This window comes from Enterococcus sp. DIV0876 (assembly GCF_050529585.1).
Classification (GTDB): domain Bacteria; phylum Bacillota; class Bacilli; order Lactobacillales; family Enterococcaceae; genus Enterococcus_D.
Genome location: NZ_CP172882.1, coordinates 13,840 through 31,480 on the forward strand (window position 1 = coordinate 13,840; position 17,641 = coordinate 31,480).

The following is a 17,641-nucleotide window of genomic DNA, read 5'->3' on the forward strand; positions in this document are numbered from 1 at the left end:
CAAAATAGTTCGTTTTTTAATCTAAAAAAAGAGAAAATAAAAATAATTATTCGATTTTAGATTGAAAGCCATTGCGAAACTTGTTACAATACATAAGGAATGCATTAAACAAAGAAAGAGGTCATTTTATGTCATCTGTAGTAGTAGTAGGTACACAATGGGGCGACGAAGGTAAAGGAAAGATTACGGACTTTTTAAGTGAAAACGCGGAAGTCATTGCACGTTATCAAGGTGGCGACAATGCGGGACATACAATTAAATTTGACGGTGTGACCTATAAATTGCATTTGATTCCTTCAGGGATTTTTTATGCGGATAAAATCAGTGTGATCGGCAATGGTGTTGTGGTTAATCCTAAATCACTTGTAAAAGAATTGGCATACCTGAAAGAAAATAATATAATAACAAAAAACTTGAAGATTTCTGATCGAGCACATGTTATTTTACCTTATCATATCCAATTGGATCAGCTGCAAGAAGACGCAAAAGGTGAAAATAAAATCGGCACCACGATCAAAGGAATCGGACCCGCTTATATGGACAAAGCGGCACGTGTCGGCATTCGGATCGCAGATTTATTAGATAAAGAGATTTTTGAAGAACGTTTACGGATCAATCTGGAAGAAAAAAATCGTCAATTTGTTAAAATGTTTGATGCTGAACCGATTGATTTTGAAGATGTATTTGAAGAATATTATGCTTATGGGCAACAAATCAAACAATATGTGACAGATACATCAGTCATTTTAAACGATGCATTAGATGCGGGGAAACGCGTTTTATTTGAGGGTGCACAAGGTGTCATGTTAGATATTGACCAAGGAACTTATCCATTTGTTACGTCTTCAAATCCAGTTGCTGGTGGCGTAACGATTGGTAGTGGTGTCGGCCCATCAAAAATCAACAAAGTGGTAGGGGTGTGTAAAGCTTACACCTCTCGTGTGGGAGATGGCCCTTTTCCAACTGAACTATTTGATGAAACAGGACAACAAATTCGTGAAGTTGGACGTGAATACGGTACAACAACTGGTCGACCTCGACGTGTCGGTTGGTTCGATACGGTTGTGATGCGTCATTCAAAACGGGTTTCAGGAATCACCAACTTATCATTGAATTCGATCGATGTTTTGAGTGGTTTAGAAACAGTGAAGATCTGTACGGCATATGAATTAGATGGTGAAAAAATCTACCATTATCCAGCAAGTTTGAAAGAGTTGAATCGTTGTAAGCCTATTTACGAAGAGCTTCCTGGCTGGTCTGAAGATATCACCAATTGTAAAACGTTGGCTGATTTGCCTGAAAATGCAAGAAACTATGTGCATCGTGTATCAGAATTAGTCGGTGTGCGTATTTCAACGTTTTCAGTTGGACCTGATCGAAATCAAACCAATATTTTAGAAAGTGTTTGGGCTCAGATCTAAACAAAATCAAAGCAACTATCATTTTAAAGCAGGGCAAAAGTAGGACATGCCAATGGAATTAAAGAAAACATTTGTTTTATTTGGTTCTGAGCGTGTGAAATATTTTTGTCGTGCTTTTTTTTTGCTATAATGAATGGTATGAAAGGGGTGGGAATCATGTTTCAACTGATAACTGATTCTTGTTGCGATCTGCCTGCGGAACGATTAGCTGAACTAGATGTTGCTTATATTCCGATGGTGATTGCGTTAGAGGGGAAAGAGTATACGGATGATATGGGTCAATCCTTTGATACGGATTGGTTTTTAGAAAAATTGAAAGAACATGCACAACCAACAACTTCACAAATCAATGTGGGGCGCTATATGGAATATTTTCGCCCGTATGTCGAAGCAGGAACACCTATTTTATATTTAGGTTTTTCTTCTGGTATGAGCGGATCGTTTCAAAGCGCCGTTCAAGCTGTGGCGTTGTTGAAAGAAGAATATGAAGCGGTCAATATTTCTCTGATCGATACCAAGTCAGCAAGTTTAGGGGAAGGCTTTTTGGTTGCTGAAGCTGCACAACGCAAAGCAGCTGGCGCTTCATTGTTGGAAGTCAGCCAATGGGTCGAAGACCATAAATTACTATTAGATTCTTGGGTGACAGTGGATGACTTGAAACAATTGGAACGTGGGGGACGCATTTCTAAAACCGCAGCTGCAATTGGTGGTTTATTGAATGTGAAACCGATCATAACGGTTGATACAGATGGAAAACTGCGAAATGTCGATAAAGTGAGGGGCAGAAACAAATCGATTCAAAACATCGTGGACCATACGATCGCCAATCTGCAAGCCTCTCAAACGAAGACAGTCTATTTTGCGAATGCTGGAGACGATGAAGCAGCTGAAAAAGTCATTGCAAGTTTAAAGGAAAAAATGCCAGATGTAGTCATTCATCATTATCCTTTGGGTCCAACGATCTCTAGTCATACAGGATATGGTTGTCTTGCTGTCTTTTCTTTTGGTACAGGTCGAATAGACCCTGCATAAGCTGTTTACCGAAATATGAATAAAAAAAGAATGCCAGTTGATTCCCCTGAACAAGCAGGAATCAACTGGCATTTTTTTAGTCGTTCAATTCAGCAACACGTTTTTGAACATCTTTATTTTCTAAGAACTCATCGTACGTCGTTTCGGCACGATCCACCACGCCTTTACTAGAGACCGCAATGATACGGTTAGCTAAGGTTTGAATAAATTGATGGTCATGAGATGCAAATAGCAATGAGCCGGTAAAAGCCATCAAGCCATCATTTAAGGCGGTGATCGATTCTAAGTCCAAGTGATTGGTTGGGTCGTCCAAGACTAACACATTGGCTTTTGACAACATTAGTTTCGATAGCATACAGCGAACCTTTTCTCCTCCAGAAAGGACATTGACTGGTTTCAATACTTCATCACCAGAAAAGAGCATCCGTCCCAAGAAGCTGCGTAAGAAGGTATTGTCATCTTCTTCTTTGCCCGCATATTGGCGCAACCAATCAACGATTGGCATGTCGGTGTCAAATTCATTGGTCGTATCTTTTGGCAAGTACGCATGTTGTGTTGTCACACCCCAGCGAACACTGCCTGTATCAGGCGTGATTTCACCCATAATGACTTTGAATAAGGTGGTAGTGGTAATATCACTATTGGCCACAAAAGCGACTTTATCGTCTTTATTCAATGTGAAAGAGATATTGTCGAGAATTTTCTTGCCATCGATTGTAACACTGACATTGTCCACTTGTAAGAGGTCATTACCGATCTCTCTTTCTGGTTTGAACCCAACAAATGGATAGCGACGAGACGATGGTTGGATATCGTCAAGGGTGATTTTGTCTAACATTTTCTTACGTGAAGTTGCTTGCTTTGATTTCGACGCATTGGCGCTGAAACGTGCAATAAAGTCTTGTAATTCTTTGATTTGTTCTTCTTTTTTGGCATTTGATTGTGATTGCAGCTTGGCAGCCAATTGACTAGATTCTAACCAAAAGTCATAATTTCCAACAAATAGCTTGATTTTGCCAAAGTCTAAGTCAGCCATGTGGGTACACACTTTGTTTAAGAAGTGGCGGTCATGGGATACAACAATGACTGTATTTTCAAAGTTGATCAAAAATTCTTCTAGCCAATTGATCGATTGGATGTCCAATCCATTGGTAGGTTCGTCTAGCAGCAAGACATCAGGTTTGCCGAATAAGGCTTGTGCCAGCAATACTTTGACTCTTTGACCAGCCGTTAACTCTTTCATTTGCAAGTGGTGCAATTCTTCAGGGATGTTCAACCCTTGTAAAAGAACAGCTGCTTCTGGTTCAGCTTCCCAACCATCAAGTTCAGCAAATTCACCTTCTAATTCAGCAGCGCGAATCCCATCTTCATCAGTAAAATCCTCTTTCATGTAGATGGCATCTTTTTCTTTCATCACTTCGTATAAACGTTTATGGCCCATGATAACAGTTTCGATCACTGTGTATTCTTCGTAGTCATAATGGTTCTGTTTTAAGACAGCCATCCGTTCATCAGGTCCTAAAGAGACATTGCCGGTTGACGGCTGGATCTCACCAGATAATATTTTTAAAAAAGTTGATTTACCAGCACCATTTGCACCAATCAAACCATAACAATTACCAGGCGTAAATTTAATATTAACATCGTCAAATAGTTTGCGGTCTGAAAAATGCAAACTTACATCACTTACTGTAATCAATTCTTTTCCTCACTTTATATAGATTGACATGGAGTCTCCTAGCATTATAGCGATGAATGTTGAAACTTTCAAGTAAACATAAGGATTAAATCAGCATGCAGGAACAAAATGGTCAAAAAACCGACAATGGGTTGTCTTGATAGTAGAACCGATTCTTTTCCTGTGCTAGAGTAAGTGTAAGAACAATTCATAAGGAGGATGGAAAATGATTGATTGGCTTGTCAGTTTGTCTCCCTGGCAACAAGCACTTGCTGGAACCGCATTTACCTATGCAATGACCGCTCTGGGAGCTGCCTTGGTATTTTTTTTCAAAGAGATCAACAAGAATGTCTTAAATACAATGCTAGGATTTGCGTCAGGGGTGATGATTGCTGCTAGTTTTTGGTCGCTGCTGGATCCAGCGATCGCTCGTGCCCAAGAAAATGGGGATATTCCTTGGCTTGTAGTGAGTATCGGTTTTGGATTGGGCGGGTTGTTTTTGTATGCCGCAGACAAAACATTGCCCCATATGCATTTCGGCCCAAACCATGAAACAGAAGGGTTGCCTAGTCATCTAAAGCGGACGATCTTGCTTGTCTTTTCGATTACTTTACACAATATTCCTGAAGGTTTGGCTGTCGGTGTTGCTTTCGGTGCTGCTGCCAGCGCCGAGGATCCGCGGGCTGCGATTTTAGCCGCCTTATCTGTCGCCATCGGAATCGGGATTCAGAACTTTCCAGAAGGCGCAGCAGTATCGATTCCTTTAAGACAAGAAGGACTTAGCCGCAAAAAGGCTTTTGTCTATGGTCAGGCTTCAGGAATCGTAGAGCCGATTGCGGGTGTGATCGGTGCCGTGCTGGTCACAAGTATGTCTGCTATCTTACCGTATGCCTTAGCTTTCGCTGCCGGCGCCATGATTTATGTGGTTGTGGAGGAATTGATACCAGAAGCGCAGCAAACATTGACTAGTCGACGACATTTTGCCGTTTTTGGCGTGATGATCGGATTTATTTTGATGATGATATTGGATGTTGCATTAGGATAAAAAAAACCAGTGGTACTGCTCAGATAAATCCTGCAGTATCACTGGTTTTTGTCGATCAATGCAATCAACGATAATATTTTCTTGGGCGTTGACGAACAGCCGTCAGCCAGCGAACGATCCAAATGGCGATCAACAATGGAATGCCAAAACGGAAGATCAATCCAATCAATCCACCGATCAATCCTAAAACTAAAGAAAGAACAGCTGATGCTAAAATCAAAACGGCCACAACAGCAACGATTTTGCCTAATAAACTTTGTGTATTCATAGTGACGCCTCCTAAAGGGTTTTATCTTATCACTAGCATATCAAGAAATACTTCTTCACACATCCAACTTTAGGCGGAATTATTTCTACGTCGGCAGTCAGATGGTTTGTCATAATGAATCAGGAGAAAAAAGAATGGAGAAACGAGCATATGAAGAAGTAACCAAAAACCCGCTTCACACTAATCAGTGCAAAGCGGGTTTTTTGGGGAATAAAAAGAGCGCGATCATGGTCGGATCTGGCCTTCACCATAGATGACATATTTCGTTGATGTTAATGCCTCTAAGCCCATGGGACCTCTAGCATGCAGTTTTTGGGTCGAAATACCGATTTCTGCGCCATAGCCAAACATGAATCCGTCCGTGAATCGTGTCGATGCATTGACATAAACAGCTGCTGCATCTACTTCTTTCAAAAAGCGTTGAGAAGCAAAATAATCATCCGTCACGATGGCTTCTGAGTGCTTTGTGTTGTAGCGATTGATATGGCTGATGGCTTCATCAAGGGAAGACACGATTTTGACAGCCAAAATATAATCTAAAAATTCCGTTTCCCAATCTTCTTCAGTAGCGGGTTTTGCGTGAGGCAAAAATCCACGGGCTTTTTCGTCTGCCCGTAATTCAACTTGATTGCCTAATTCTTCAGCCAATAGGGGTAAAAATGTATCCGCTATTGCTTCATGGACCAAAATCGTTTCGATCGCATTGCAGACAGAAGGACGTTGGATTTTGGCATTGATCACGATCGATAAAGCCATTGGCAGTTGCGCAGATTGATCGACATAGACATGATTGTTGCCGGTGCCAGTCTCGATCACAGGCACGGTTGCTGTTTCTTTTACACGTTTGATCAAGCCGGCGCCGCCTCGCGGGATCAAGACATCGATATAGGTGTTCAAACGCATCATTTCAGCAGCTGTTTCATGACTGGTATCTGTGATAAATTGAATGGCGTGAGGGGATGCGCCATTGTCAGTCAAGGCTTGCTGCAAAATAGTGACCAGAACTTCATTAGAATAAAAGGCTTCTTTGCCACCGCGTAAAATGACAGCATTCCCTGATTTAAAACAAAGACTGGCTGCGTCTGTTGTCACGTTCGGCCGGGCTTCATAGATGATGCCAATGACCCCTAAAGGAACCCGTTGTTGACCAATCAGCAAATCATCCGCGTTGCGCCACATTTGATCGACACGTCCGATTGGATCAGGCAACTGAGCGACAGCTCTTATCCCATCGGCCATGTCTAAAATACGTGCAGCAGTCAATGTTAGTCGATCCATGAGTGTCTGATTGATTTTTTTCAGCTGCGCAGCTGCGAGATCTTTTTGGTTGGCCGCAAGAATCATCTCAGTTTTATTTTCAATCGCATCGGCCATCTGCAACAATAAATCATCCTTGCTTTTTGTGGACATCAGCCCTAGTTCGTGGGCACTCGCCTGGGCTTGTATACCAATTTTATTCAAATCGATCATATCTTTTCCTCCTCTGGACTATAAAAGTAGGTACCTAATTGATTGCCTGCCAATAAATCAAAGATGATCTTGGGTTGTTGGCCATTGGCAAGAATCATTTGGCCATTGCTTGCCAAAATCCGCTGGGCAGCTTTTAATTTGCTGGTCATTCCGCCGGTTCCGTAAGGACTGCCTTTTCCAGTTGCTTGTGCCAAAAGTGCTGGCGTGATCTCATTGATTTCATCATACAAGCTAGCTGCGGCATCAGTGGCAGGATTGGCTGAATAAAAACCATCGATGTCTGACAACATAATCAGCAGATCAGCGTTTGTCAATTGGGCAACGATTGCTGACAATTGGTCATTATCGCCAAATTTGGTCAAGTGATCCAGTTCATCGACTGCAACAGTATCATTTTCATTAATGATGGGAATGATGCCCATTGAGATAAGTTGCTCAAGGGTATTGCAGACATTTTTTCGGCTTTGGGGGAACGCGATGATATCACGCGTCAAAAGTAATTGCGCCGTTTGCTGACTGTATGTTTGAAAACGCTGATTATAGATAGTCATTAGTTCTGATTGACCAACAGCAGCCACCGCTTGTTGTTGTGGAATCTCTTTTGGCCGTTCTTTTAAGTTTAGTTTATTCATACCGACACCAATGGCCCCGGATGAAACTAAAATAATTTCTTTTCCTTGGTTTTGCAGATCGGTTAAGACAAATGCCAATTCGTCGATGCCCGATAAATTGATATTGCCATTGGGATAGATCAATGAACTAGTGCCGATTTTGATGACAATTCGTTTTTTATGTTTTAAAGACTCCCGCATGGGACACCGCCTCTTTTTTGATATTTTTACTATTGTACTAGCAAAAGTCTGATTCGTCATGCTCTTTTTTGCATTTTATTGATTTGATTCGAAGAAATTGTAAAGACTTTGCGATAATTAAGTTTTCCATGAAGAAAATCAGTCTTCCTATGCTAAAATAACTATAATGTTTGATTATTGGAGGAACCTATGAAATTAAGAGGATTTGAGATTGTGACTGATTATCAAGAAAAAAATATCCAGTTGCCAAAACGAGCAACCCATCATGCAGCAGGCTATGATTTTGAAGCGGCTGAAGATATAGTGATTCCAAGTATTTGGAAAGCTGGCCTTATCGATGGTGTGAAAGCAATCTTTGATAAAGAAACTGAAAAACAATTGAAACCAACATTGATACCAACGGGCATCAAAGCGTATATGGGCAACGATGAATATCTGCAATTGACCAATCGATCCAGCAATCCATTGAAACGCTTTTTAATATTGACGAATGGCGTGGGTGTCATTGACAGCGATTATTACAATAATGACGATAACGAAGGCCATATCATGTTTCAGTTTAGCAACTTTGGTCCTAAAGATGTGATGATCAAAAAAGGCGAACGTATCGGTCAAGGTATTTTCTTGCCTTTTTTAAAAGCAGATCAAGATGTGACGACCAGCAGTCGCTCGGGTGGATTTGGCTCTTCGGATCAATAACTAGAGGCAACTAGTCGGATAAACCTAGATCATGGAGGAAATAGATGGCAAAAAAAGCAAAAAGTCAGTTTGTCTGCCAAAATTGCGGGTATAGTTCACCTAAGTATTTAGGAAAATGTCCCAATTGCGGCAGTTGGAATTCGATGGTAGAGGAAGTGATTCAAGAAAACGCGGATCGCAGGGTTCGAACCACATTGACTGGCCAGCGGATGCAGCCAACGAAAATCGCAGATGTCATCCCGAAGAAAGAACCACGGGTCCAAACCCGTTTAGCGGAATTGAATCGTGTGTTAGGAGGTGGCGTGGTTCCAGGGTCTTTGATTTTGATTGGCGGTGATCCTGGGATTGGGAAATCAACATTGCTGCTGCAAGTATCTCAGCAGTTGGCGGCAGTTGGCGGGACCGTCTTATATGTTTCGGGGGAAGAAAGTGCGGAACAAGTCAAGATGCGGGCGGAACGTTTAGGGGCAATCGATACGGAGTTTTATCTCTATCCTGAAACGGATATGTCTGAAATCAGCAAAGCCATCGATACGATTCGACCAGATTATGTGATCATCGATTCGATCCAAACCATGACGCAACCAGACATCACCAGTGTTGCTGGCAGCGTCAGCCAGGTGCGAGAAACGACTGCGGAACTGTTAAAGTTGGCTAAAACCAATGGTATTGCCATTTTCATTGTCGGTCATGTAACCAAAGAAGGATCGATTGCCGGACCGCGGATGTTAGAACATATGGTGGATACGGTGCTGTATTTCGAAGGAGAAAAACATCATAGTTTCAGGATTTTGCGCGCTGTCAAAAATCGTTTTGGCTCAACCAATGAAATTGGTATTTTCGAGATGGAAGAAGGCGGATTGAAAGAAGTGGCCAATCCTTCACAAGTCTTTCTTGAAGAACGTTTAGAAGGAGCAACAGGATCGGCAATCGTTGTGGCGATGGAAGGCAGTCGGCCCATTTTGGTCGAGATCCAAGCGTTAGTTACGCCAACAATGTTTGGCAATGCCAAGCGTACGACGACCGGACTAGATTTTAATCGCGTTTCATTGATCATGGCTGTCTTGGAAAAACGTGCTGGGCTATTGCTGCAAAATCAAGATGCCTACTTAAAAGCAGCAGGTGGTGTAAAATTAAATGAACCCGCGATTGATTTGGCGATTGCCATCAGTATTGCTTCCAGTTATAAAGAAAAAGGTACGAGCCCAACCGAGTGTTTCATCGGTGAAATCGGCTTGACCGGAGAGATCCGTCGGGTCAATGCCATCGAACAGCGGGTAAAAGAGGTGCAAAAATTAGGCTTTACAAAAGTCTACTTGCCAAAAAATAATTTAACTGGTTGGAAACCGCCGCAAGGAATCGAAGTCGAAGGCGTGTCGACATTGTCAGAAACGTTGCGAAAAGTTTTTCATTGATCTTATGCGAACCTCAAGAACCAATCGTCTATCGGGTTGGTTCTTGATGATGTTCCCTTTCAATCGCAACCAATATTTATCAGATTCAAGGCAAATGATGCAAAAAAACAAGTTATGGAGGAAATTGTATGCAGAAACGAGTCATTACCGCGTTAATGGTGCTGGCAGGTGCAAGTCTGGGGATTTCATTGATGCCCGTTGCTTGGCAGACCATTGGACAGGATAAAAATCACTGGCTGAACAATAATATTACTAATAGTTTGCTTGGAGCCCTTATTTTCTTTTTATTATCTTTACTATTAGCTAAATCTATTGCAGCTGGAATACGTAAAATCGAAGAAAAACTAAGTGAATTGAGCCTGACTTATCTTCTTTTCGGGGCGATCGGGGCCATCATCGGATTGATGATCGGTGTCATCGTATCGATTCCTTTTTACAACTGGGACATCCCCTTCATCAACGGCATTGCCCCCATTCTAGTAATGGTATTATTGGGTTATCTTGGTTTCCAAATCGGCACAACACGCATCGATGAATGGAAGAAAGTCTTTGCACCAAAAAATAAGAAAAACGAAACACAAGAAGAACAACAAATGTTGGAGCGGAAATTCGCTGACCATTTTCATAAGTATAAAATTTTAGATACCAGTGTCATTATTGATGGCCGCATCTATGATATAGCGAAAACGGGTTTTCTGGAAGGTGTTTTGCTGATTCCTAATTTTGTCCTTTATGAATTACAATATATTGCCGATTCTGGTGATAGCTTAAAACGTGTCCGTGGACGGCGGGGCTTGGATATTTTAAATGCCTTGCAAAAAGAAGATGGCATTGAAGTCGAAATGTATGAGGGTGATTTCGAAGATATTTCTGAAGTCGACAGCAAATTGATCAAACTAGCTAAGTTGCTGGACGGCATCGTGGTGACCAATGATTATAATTTAAACAAGGTATCTGAGTTTCAAAATGTGCCTGTATTGAATATCAACGCTTTAGCCAATGCAGTCAAACCGGTGGTGATTCCAGGCGAAAATATGCACGTCTTAGTTGTCAAAGCGGGAACTGAACGACAACAAGGGGTGGCTTATCTTGACGATGGCACCATGGTCGTGGTGGAGGATGGTCAGCATTATATGAATGAACATATCGATGTTGTTGTCACAAGTGCCTTGCAGACAGCCGCTGGTCGAATGATTTTTGCGAAACCTGCCCACTCAGGCCGCGGGATCGATAACCACGAAGCAACAAAAACAGAGAAATAATCGATGGCAACTGGCGTAAAATATGTCAGTTGCCTTTACTATTTTGCCCATTGATTGTACAATTCTAGCTGAGGGTCTTGTTTTTTTCGATATGTTTGATAAACAGACCAATATGCGTTCAAACAATAGCTATTGTTTGAAAATCAGATGAAGGAAGAGGAAAACAATGACGAAAGTACGTGTACGTTACGCGCCAAGTCCAACAGGACATCTACACATCGGCAACGCCCGGACGGCTTTATTCAACTATTTATTCGCCCGTCACAACGATGGTGATTTTATCATCCGAATCGAAGATACGGATCAAAAAAGAAATATTGCAGACGGTGAAAAAAGCCAGCTAGAAAACCTGAAATGGCTAGGAATGGATTGGGATGAATCTCCTGCTGAACCAGGTGCTTACGGCCCTTATCGTCAATCAGAACGTGGGGAACTTTATCAACCGCTGATCGATCAATTGCTTGCAAGCAACCGTGCTTATAAGTGCTACTGTACGGAAGAAGAATTGGAAGCGGAACGTGAAAGCCAAAGAGCCCGTGGCGAAATGCCGCATTATGGTGGAACATGTGCCAATTTGACCCCCGAAGAACAAGCTGAAAAAGAAGCCCAAGGGTTGGAACCTGTCATTCGTTTCCGTGTTTCTCGCAATACGGAATACAAATTCCATGACATGGTCAAAGGCGAAATCGTCTTTGAATCAGACAATGTTGGCGGCGACTTTGTCATCCAAAAACGTGATGGCATGCCAACTTATAACTTTGCCGTTGCCGTTGACGACCACCACATGAAAATCACCCATGTGTTACGTGGAGATGACCATATTGCAAACACACCAAAACAATTGATGATCTACGAAGCTTTTGGCTGGCAAGCACCAGAATTTGGCCATATGACATTGATCATCAACAGTGAAACGGGTAAAAAATTAAGCAAACGGGATGAATCGATTTTACAATTTATCGAACAATACCGCGAACTTGGCTATTTACCTGAAGCAATGTTCAATTTCATCGCACTATTGGGTTGGTCGCCAGTTGGAGAAGAAGAAATCTTCTCTCAAGAAGAACTGATCAAGATCTTCGATCCAGAACGCTTGAGCAAATCGCCTGCTGCTTTTGACGCCAAAAAATTAGAGTGGGTCAACAACCAATATATGAAACAAATGGACTTAAAAGAATTGACAGCTATGTGTGTGCCTTATTTGGTCAAAGCTGGACGGATCGATGAAGCAACTGCTGCTGAAAAGCAAGATTGGCTGCAAAAAATCGTTTCATTGTATCAACCACAAATGAGCTATGCCGCGCAAATCGTTGATTTATCTGACTTATTCTTTGATGAACATCCTGTATTAGATGATGCAGCAAAAGAAGTATTGGCTGGTGAAACAGTGCCGACTGTGTTACAAGCCTTCAAAGAAAAATTAACAGCATTGCCAGTTGTTGAAGCTGCAGCAGTTAAAGCAGCAATCAAAGAGATCCAAAAAGAAACAGGCATCAAAGGCAAGAACTTATTTATGCCGATCCGTGTTGCTGTTTCTGGTCAAACCCATGGACCAGAATTACCAGATACTGTAGAATTATTAGGGAAAGAAAAAGCCCTTGACCATTTGAATAATGTGTTATAAACACAATGAATAGACGAAGTACTGTTGCTTTTATTTTAGAGAGATCACGGGTGGTGCAAGTGATCATAAAAGGACAGGAAATGCACCTATGAGTGGCTTTGGCGCAAGTCAAAGACGGTCTAGCGGACGTTACCCGCTTTGAGGCAGACATGGATCTGCAAACAAAAGTGGAACCACGCAGAAAAGCGTCTTTTGGATAAGGAAACTTATTTGAAAGACGTTTTTTTGTACATAAAGTTAGTATAAAGCAGGTGAAAAGATGACTTGGTTCAAAAGAGCAATTGCAGCCGCTAAAAAAAACGATCCTTCTGCACGCTCGACATTGGAAATCGTCGTGACTTATCCCGGTTTTCATGCCCTTTTTTGGCATCGTTGGGCCCACTTTTTATTTCGCCATCACATGTATTTCATTGCCAAAGTAACCGCCCAATTTTGGCGCTTCCTGACAGGGATCGAGATTCATCCCGGTGCGCAAATCGGTCAAGGCGTTTTTATTGATCATGGGATGGGCGTCGTAATCGGTGAAACAGCAATTATCGAAGATGATGTCGTGATGTTTCATGGTGTCACTTTAGGCGGAACAGGGAAAGATCGCGGTAAACGTCACCCCACGATCAAAAAAGGAGCATTTATATCCGCTCATGCCCAAATCTTAGGCCCAGTGACCATTGGTGAAGGGGCAAAAATCGGCGCCAGTGCAGTCGTATTGAAGGATATCCCGGCAGGGGCAACAGCAGTTGGAATCCCGGCACAAGTCGCACGAATCAAAGGAAAGAAGGTTATCCATGATGATCAAAATCTATAATACATTGACACGTCAAAAAGAAGTATTCCAGTCCTTAGTCCCAAACAAAGTAAAGATGTATGTTTGCGGACCAACTGTCTATAACTATATCCATATCGGCAACGGCCGCAGTACCGTATCATTTGATACGATCCGCCGCTACTTGGAATATCGCGGATATGAAGTGGACTATTTAATGAATTTCACGGATGTCGATGATAAAATCATTCGCGCAGCCAAAGAATTAGAAACCACGGCACCTGCCGTTGCAGAGCGTTTCATCGCAGCTTTCAACGAAGATACAGCGGCATTGAATGTCAAACCAGCCACACTGAATCCACGGGTAATGGACCATATTGATGATATCGTGGCATTTATTGCAGTTCTTGTTGAAAAAGGCTATGCGTATCCTGTCCAAGGGGATGTGTATTACCGTACCCGAAAATTTGCTTCTTACGGCCAATTGAGTGATCAATCCATTGATGAATTAGAAGTAGGCGCCAGTCAACGTACCGGCGATGAGCAGCAGCTTAAAGAAGATCCATTAGATTTTGCGTTGTGGAAAGCAGCCAAAGAAGGTGAGATTTCTTGGGCATCTCCATGGGGACCGGGGCGTCCAGGATGGCATATTGAATGTTCAGTGATGGCTACCAAACACTTGGGTGATACCATTGATATCCATGGCGGAGGACAAGATTTGACCTTCCCGCATCACGAAAATGAAATTGCCCAGAGTGAAGCCAAAACGGGTCATACTTTTGCCAATTATTGGATGCACAATGGGTATGTGACTATTGGTGAACAAGAAGAAAAAATGAGTAAGTCACTAGGGAACTTCGTAACGGTCCATGAAATGGTCAAACAAGTCGATCCGCAAGTGTTGCGGTTTTTCTTGGCAACGACGCAATATCGCCGACCAATCAGATACAGTGAAACAACCGTTAAAGAAGCGGAAACCAACTTGCAGAAATTGCGCACGACTTATGAAAATGCCCGTTTTCGTTTGGCGAATAGTGAAGTCAGTGAAACAACAGAAGCTGTGCCCGTTTTGGCCGAATTTGAAGCGCGTTTTGTGGCAGAGATGGATGATGACTTCAATGCTGCCAACGGTATCACAGTCGTTTATGAACTTGCCAAATGGATTAATCTAGCGAGTGAAGATCCAACAACTGATTTGGCAGTCTTGGCCGCTGCGGTAACAAAGTTTAGTGCATGGCTGAGTATTTTTGGCATCTATTTTGTGACGGATACGTTGCTAGATGAAGATATTGAAGCTTTGATCAATGAACGAATCGCTGCGCGACAAGCGAAAGATTTTGCCCGTAGTGATCAGATACGCGATGAGCTGAAAGAACAAGGCATCATTTTGGAAGATACCCCGCAAGGAACAAGATGGAGACGAGAAGCATGAGAGATTATAAACAATTGAATGGTTTGGCTTTAGCCTATGTCGGTGATGCCATCTATGAAGTCTATATTCGTGATTATTTAGTGGCACAAGGACAAACCAGACCCAATCAGCTGCATCATATGGCGACCCATTACGTCTCTGCCAAAGCACAAGCGGCATTGATCCAAAAAATGCTGGATGAAGCAATCTTAACTGAAGAAGAACACGATTTTTATCGCCGTGGTCGAAACAGCAAGAGTCATACCGGCGCCAAAAATGCCGATATAACCACCTATCGAATCGCTACAGGCTTTGAATCCTTGATTGGGTATTTGCACCTGACCCAACAAAAAGAACGCTTAGACGAGCTGGTAGCTTGGTGTATTAAGAAAGTAGGAGAAGATGATGCGAGAAAAACAACAAAGAAATCGCCCCAACAAAAAAAACGCTAAACCTAGAAATGATCGTCCGAAAGAAACAGCAAGTGACGCCATGGAAGACAATTTCGTTTTTGGCTTTCATGCAGTTACAGAAGCGTTGAAAGAAGGACGCGGCAATAAATTATTTCTATCAGAAGATGCACGGGGAGAAAAAATCGACACTTTGAAAGAAGCCGCGCGGGAACAAGCTGTACCAGTGAAATGGGTCCCAAAACAAAAACTGGATCTAATGAGTGATCAAGGGGTCCATCAAGGGATGCTATTGGCAATTACCCCTTATCAATATTTGACACTTGATGAGTTGCTGGAAAAAACCAGAGAAAACCCGATTTATTTGATTTTGGATAACCTAGAAGATCCCCATAACTTTGGTTCTATTTTAAGAACAGCTGACGCAAGCGGAATCGATGGCATCATTATTCCCAAACATCGAGCAGTCGGCATTACACCAGTTGTAGTCAAAACTTCAACTGGTGCAGTGGAACACGTTCCAGTTGCGCGGGTGACCAATCTGACGCAAGCAGTCCAACAATTAAAGAAAGCCGGCTTTTGGATCTTTGGGACTGATATGGCCGGCAGTGATTATCGCACATGGAATGCCCAAGGTTCTGTTGGATTGATCATCGGTAATGAGGGACGTGGCATGGGCGAAGGACTCAAAAAAGAAGTCGATCAAATGTTGACTATTCCGATGACTGGACATGTTCAAAGTTTGAATGCTAGTGTTGCCGCTGGGTTATTGATGTATCAAGCCTACACGAGTCGAAATGGGGTTTCTTAATGAAGAATCCCCTGCTGATCGTGGATGGGTATAATATGATCGGTGCATGGCCAGAACTTGTTCTTTTAAAAAACCAAGATCGATTGGAAGATGCAAGAGAAGCTTTGCTCAATCGTTTATCCAATTATTCAAAATACGAAGGATTAAAGATCATTGTTGTTTTTGATGCACAATTGGTACCAGGCGTTACCCAAAGTTATACCAAATATCAATTAGATGTCATCTTTACTGAAGAAGGCGAAACGGCAGATAGCTACATCGAACGAGTCGCTGGCGAATTAAATAATCGTTTGACACAAGTCACAGTAGCGACCAGCGATTTAGCTGAACAATGGGTGATTTTTTCTCAGGGCGCTTTACGGACATCCGCTCGTGAACTCTACAAGAGTATTGAAAAAACCGAAAAAGAGATCCATCAGCACCAAACCGACTTGTCATTTAAAGATTTTCGACGCAATTCACCTTGGACAGCGGAACAATTGGCAGAATTGAATAAGAAATTACACGATCTGAGTGAGGGACAAAGTTGAACTGGTAAATGAGAAAGTAGGGGAGTCATTTATGTTACGCTCTTTTTGTATTCACACATATACAAAAGGAGTGACATGAATGGCATGTAAAGAAAGGCAATACTCAGACAGTTTTGAAGAGATGTTTCGGCGATATCAACCGGTGGTAGAGATTCTTTATAAAAAATACTACTTGAGAGATTATGATTTCGATGATTGGCTGCAAGAGGGCAGAATCATATTTGATAAATGCCTCAAAGCATACGATCCTGATAAAGGAACAACGATTGGTGTCTTGTTCAAACGTTCTTTCGAAAACCGTATTTGCAGCCTGTTGCGTACTCAGCAAGCGCAAAAAAGGAAGGCACAAGCCGATGCTTGTTCATTAGAAGAAAAAATCGATAGTGAAGGCGGACATTTCCTCACAGACAATAATCAGCAAAAAGAACGCGTAGAAGCGCAGATGGTCATTCATGACGCACTGCCGAATTATCCCAAAGAGTTATCGAAACTTGAAGGATTGGTTATAATGAATTTCCTTAAAGGATTAGAACTTGAACAAATTGCCGCTCAAGAAAAGCTGCCTTACGACAAAATAAAAAACGCTTTCAATCGCGGTAAAACAAAAATGATAGCGCTTTTTATATCAGGTTCATAAAAATCTTATTGAAACTACAATTCTTTTATGGTAAACTTGAATTTTTCTGCCATTCGTGGTATGATGTTGCTCGAGGTGAATGCGATGCCAACAACTTTAGCAACGATCAAGAAAGATTTAGAATGCCGTATCGGTAGTGAGATTATGCTGGTTGCTCAAACTGGACGTAAGCGTCAAACCGAGCGTCGCGGTGTTTTGACTGAAACATATCCTTCTGTTTTTGTCGTAGATTTGGATCCAAATGAAAATTCATTTGAACGCGTTTCTTACAGCTATTCGGATATCTTAACAAGAACAGTTGAAATTGAATTTTTATCAGAAGCAGTGTAATGACAGAAGAGTTGACGAATCGT

The 17,641-nt window shown here is 42.0% G+C and carries 18 protein-coding genes and 1 other annotated feature; of the genes, 14 read left to right on the forward strand and 4 right to left on the reverse strand.

Annotation, left to right across the window (positions count from 1 at the left end; genetic code table 11):
* Positions 1–128 precede the first annotated feature (128 nt).
* Together IGI41_RS00065 and IGI41_RS00070 are read left to right on the forward strand one after the other, a co-directional pair.
* Positions 129–1,421 carry an adenylosuccinate synthase gene (locus IGI41_RS00065; RefSeq protein WP_430610541.1) on the forward strand — a complete coding sequence of 431 codons (1,293 nt, stop codon included), beginning with the start codon at positions 129–131 and terminating at the stop codon, positions 1,419–1,421.
* Between the two features lie 156 nt (positions 1,422–1,577).
* Complete coding sequence (locus tag IGI41_RS00070) at positions 1,578–2,453, forward strand: DegV family protein (protein ID WP_430612882.1); 876 nt, start codon at positions 1,578–1,580, stop codon at positions 2,451–2,453.
* Between the two features lie 76 nt (positions 2,454–2,529).
* Here IGI41_RS00070 and IGI41_RS00075 read toward each other — a convergent pair whose 3' ends face one another.
* Entirely contained in the window at positions 2,530–4,152 is a 1,623-nt protein-coding gene (locus IGI41_RS00075; protein WP_430610542.1) for an ABC-F family ATP-binding cassette domain-containing protein, read from the reverse strand.
* A gap of 205 nt (positions 4,153–4,357) precedes the next feature.
* Between IGI41_RS00075 and IGI41_RS00080 the strand changes: the two genes are divergently transcribed.
* Positions 4,358–5,176, forward strand: a complete 819-nt coding sequence (locus tag IGI41_RS00080) for a ZIP family metal transporter (protein ID WP_430610543.1) — start codon at positions 4,358–4,360, stop codon at positions 5,174–5,176.
* 64 nt (positions 5,177–5,240) lie between these two features.
* Here IGI41_RS00080 and IGI41_RS00085 read toward each other — a convergent pair whose 3' ends face one another.
* The 3 genes from IGI41_RS00085 to proB all read right to left on the reverse strand — a co-directional run bounded on the left by IGI41_RS00085 (position 5,241) and on the right by proB (position 7,726).
* Positions 5,241–5,444 (reverse strand): hypothetical protein, encoded by a 204-nt coding sequence (locus IGI41_RS00085; RefSeq protein WP_086273108.1) that lies wholly within the window; start codon positions 5,442–5,444, stop codon positions 5,241–5,243.
* Positions 5,445–5,669: 225 nt separating this feature from the next.
* Positions 5,670–6,914 (reverse strand): glutamate-5-semialdehyde dehydrogenase, encoded by a 1,245-nt coding sequence (locus IGI41_RS00090; RefSeq protein WP_430610544.1) that lies wholly within the window; start codon positions 6,912–6,914, stop codon positions 5,670–5,672.
* Positions 6,911–7,726 (reverse strand): glutamate 5-kinase, encoded by an 816-nt coding sequence (gene proB / locus IGI41_RS00095; protein WP_430610545.1) that lies wholly within the window; start codon positions 7,724–7,726, stop codon positions 6,911–6,913. Before proB ends, IGI41_RS00090 begins: the two co-directional genes overlap by 4 nt.
* Before the next feature lie 189 nt (positions 7,727–7,915).
* Here proB and IGI41_RS00100 point away from each other — a divergent pair, with 189 nt between their 5' ends.
* The 11 genes from IGI41_RS00100 (at position 7,916) to IGI41_RS00150 (ending at position 17,618) form a co-directional block, all read left to right on the forward strand.
* Positions 7,916–8,425: a dUTP diphosphatase gene (locus IGI41_RS00100; RefSeq protein ID WP_430610546.1), complete on the forward strand. Its 510-nt coding sequence runs from the start codon at positions 7,916–7,918 to the stop codon at positions 8,423–8,425.
* Positions 8,426–8,469: 44 nt separating this feature from the next.
* Positions 8,470–9,840 carry a DNA repair protein RadA gene (radA, locus tag IGI41_RS00105; RefSeq protein ID WP_430610547.1) on the forward strand — a complete coding sequence of 457 codons (1,371 nt, stop codon included), beginning with the start codon at positions 8,470–8,472 and terminating at the stop codon, positions 9,838–9,840.
* A gap of 128 nt (positions 9,841–9,968) precedes the next feature.
* On the forward strand, positions 9,969–11,102 hold the full coding sequence (locus IGI41_RS00110; protein WP_430610548.1) for a PIN/TRAM domain-containing protein: 1,134 nt from the start codon (positions 9,969–9,971) through the stop codon (positions 11,100–11,102).
* A 166-nt stretch (positions 11,103–11,268) separates the two neighbouring features.
* The gene (gene gltX / locus IGI41_RS00115; RefSeq protein WP_430610549.1) at positions 11,269–12,726 is read left to right on the forward strand and encodes a glutamate--tRNA ligase; all 1,458 of its coding nucleotides are present in this window, start codon (positions 11,269–11,271) and stop codon (positions 12,724–12,726) included.
* Positions 12,723–12,922 (forward strand) — a binding site (T-box leader). Its footprint overlaps the gene before it by 4 nt.
* A 63-nt stretch (positions 12,923–12,985) precedes the next feature.
* Positions 12,986–13,531, forward strand: a complete 546-nt coding sequence (gene epsC / locus IGI41_RS00120) for a serine O-acetyltransferase EpsC (RefSeq protein ID WP_430610550.1) — start codon at positions 12,986–12,988, stop codon at positions 13,529–13,531.
* On the forward strand, positions 13,515–14,921 hold the full coding sequence (cysS, locus tag IGI41_RS00125) for a cysteine--tRNA ligase (protein WP_430612656.1): 1,407 nt from the start codon (positions 13,515–13,517) through the stop codon (positions 14,919–14,921). The genes epsC and cysS overlap by 17 nt, the downstream gene beginning before the upstream one ends.
* Entirely contained in the window at positions 14,918–15,352 is a 435-nt protein-coding gene (locus tag IGI41_RS00130) for a Mini-ribonuclease 3 (RefSeq protein ID WP_430610551.1), read from the forward strand. The genes cysS and IGI41_RS00130 overlap by 4 nt, the downstream gene beginning before the upstream one ends.
* Positions 15,306–16,121 (forward strand): 23S rRNA (guanosine(2251)-2'-O)-methyltransferase RlmB, encoded by an 816-nt coding sequence (gene rlmB, locus IGI41_RS00135; RefSeq protein ID WP_430610552.1) that lies wholly within the window; start codon positions 15,306–15,308, stop codon positions 16,119–16,121. Before IGI41_RS00130 ends, rlmB begins: the two co-directional genes overlap by 47 nt.
* A complete protein-coding gene (locus IGI41_RS00140; RefSeq protein ID WP_430610553.1) occupies positions 16,121–16,651 on the forward strand; it encodes an NYN domain-containing protein in 531 nt (176 codons plus the stop codon). Before rlmB ends, IGI41_RS00140 begins: the two co-directional genes overlap by 1 nt.
* Positions 16,652–16,730: 79 nt before the next feature.
* On the forward strand, positions 16,731–17,288 hold the full coding sequence (locus IGI41_RS00145) for a sigma-70 family RNA polymerase sigma factor (RefSeq protein ID WP_430610554.1): 558 nt from the start codon (positions 16,731–16,733) through the stop codon (positions 17,286–17,288).
* A gap of 84 nt (positions 17,289–17,372) precedes the next feature.
* Positions 17,373–17,618, forward strand: a complete 246-nt coding sequence (locus IGI41_RS00150; RefSeq protein ID WP_054117044.1) for a Veg family protein — start codon at positions 17,373–17,375, stop codon at positions 17,616–17,618.
* Positions 17,619–17,641 lie beyond the last annotated feature (23 nt).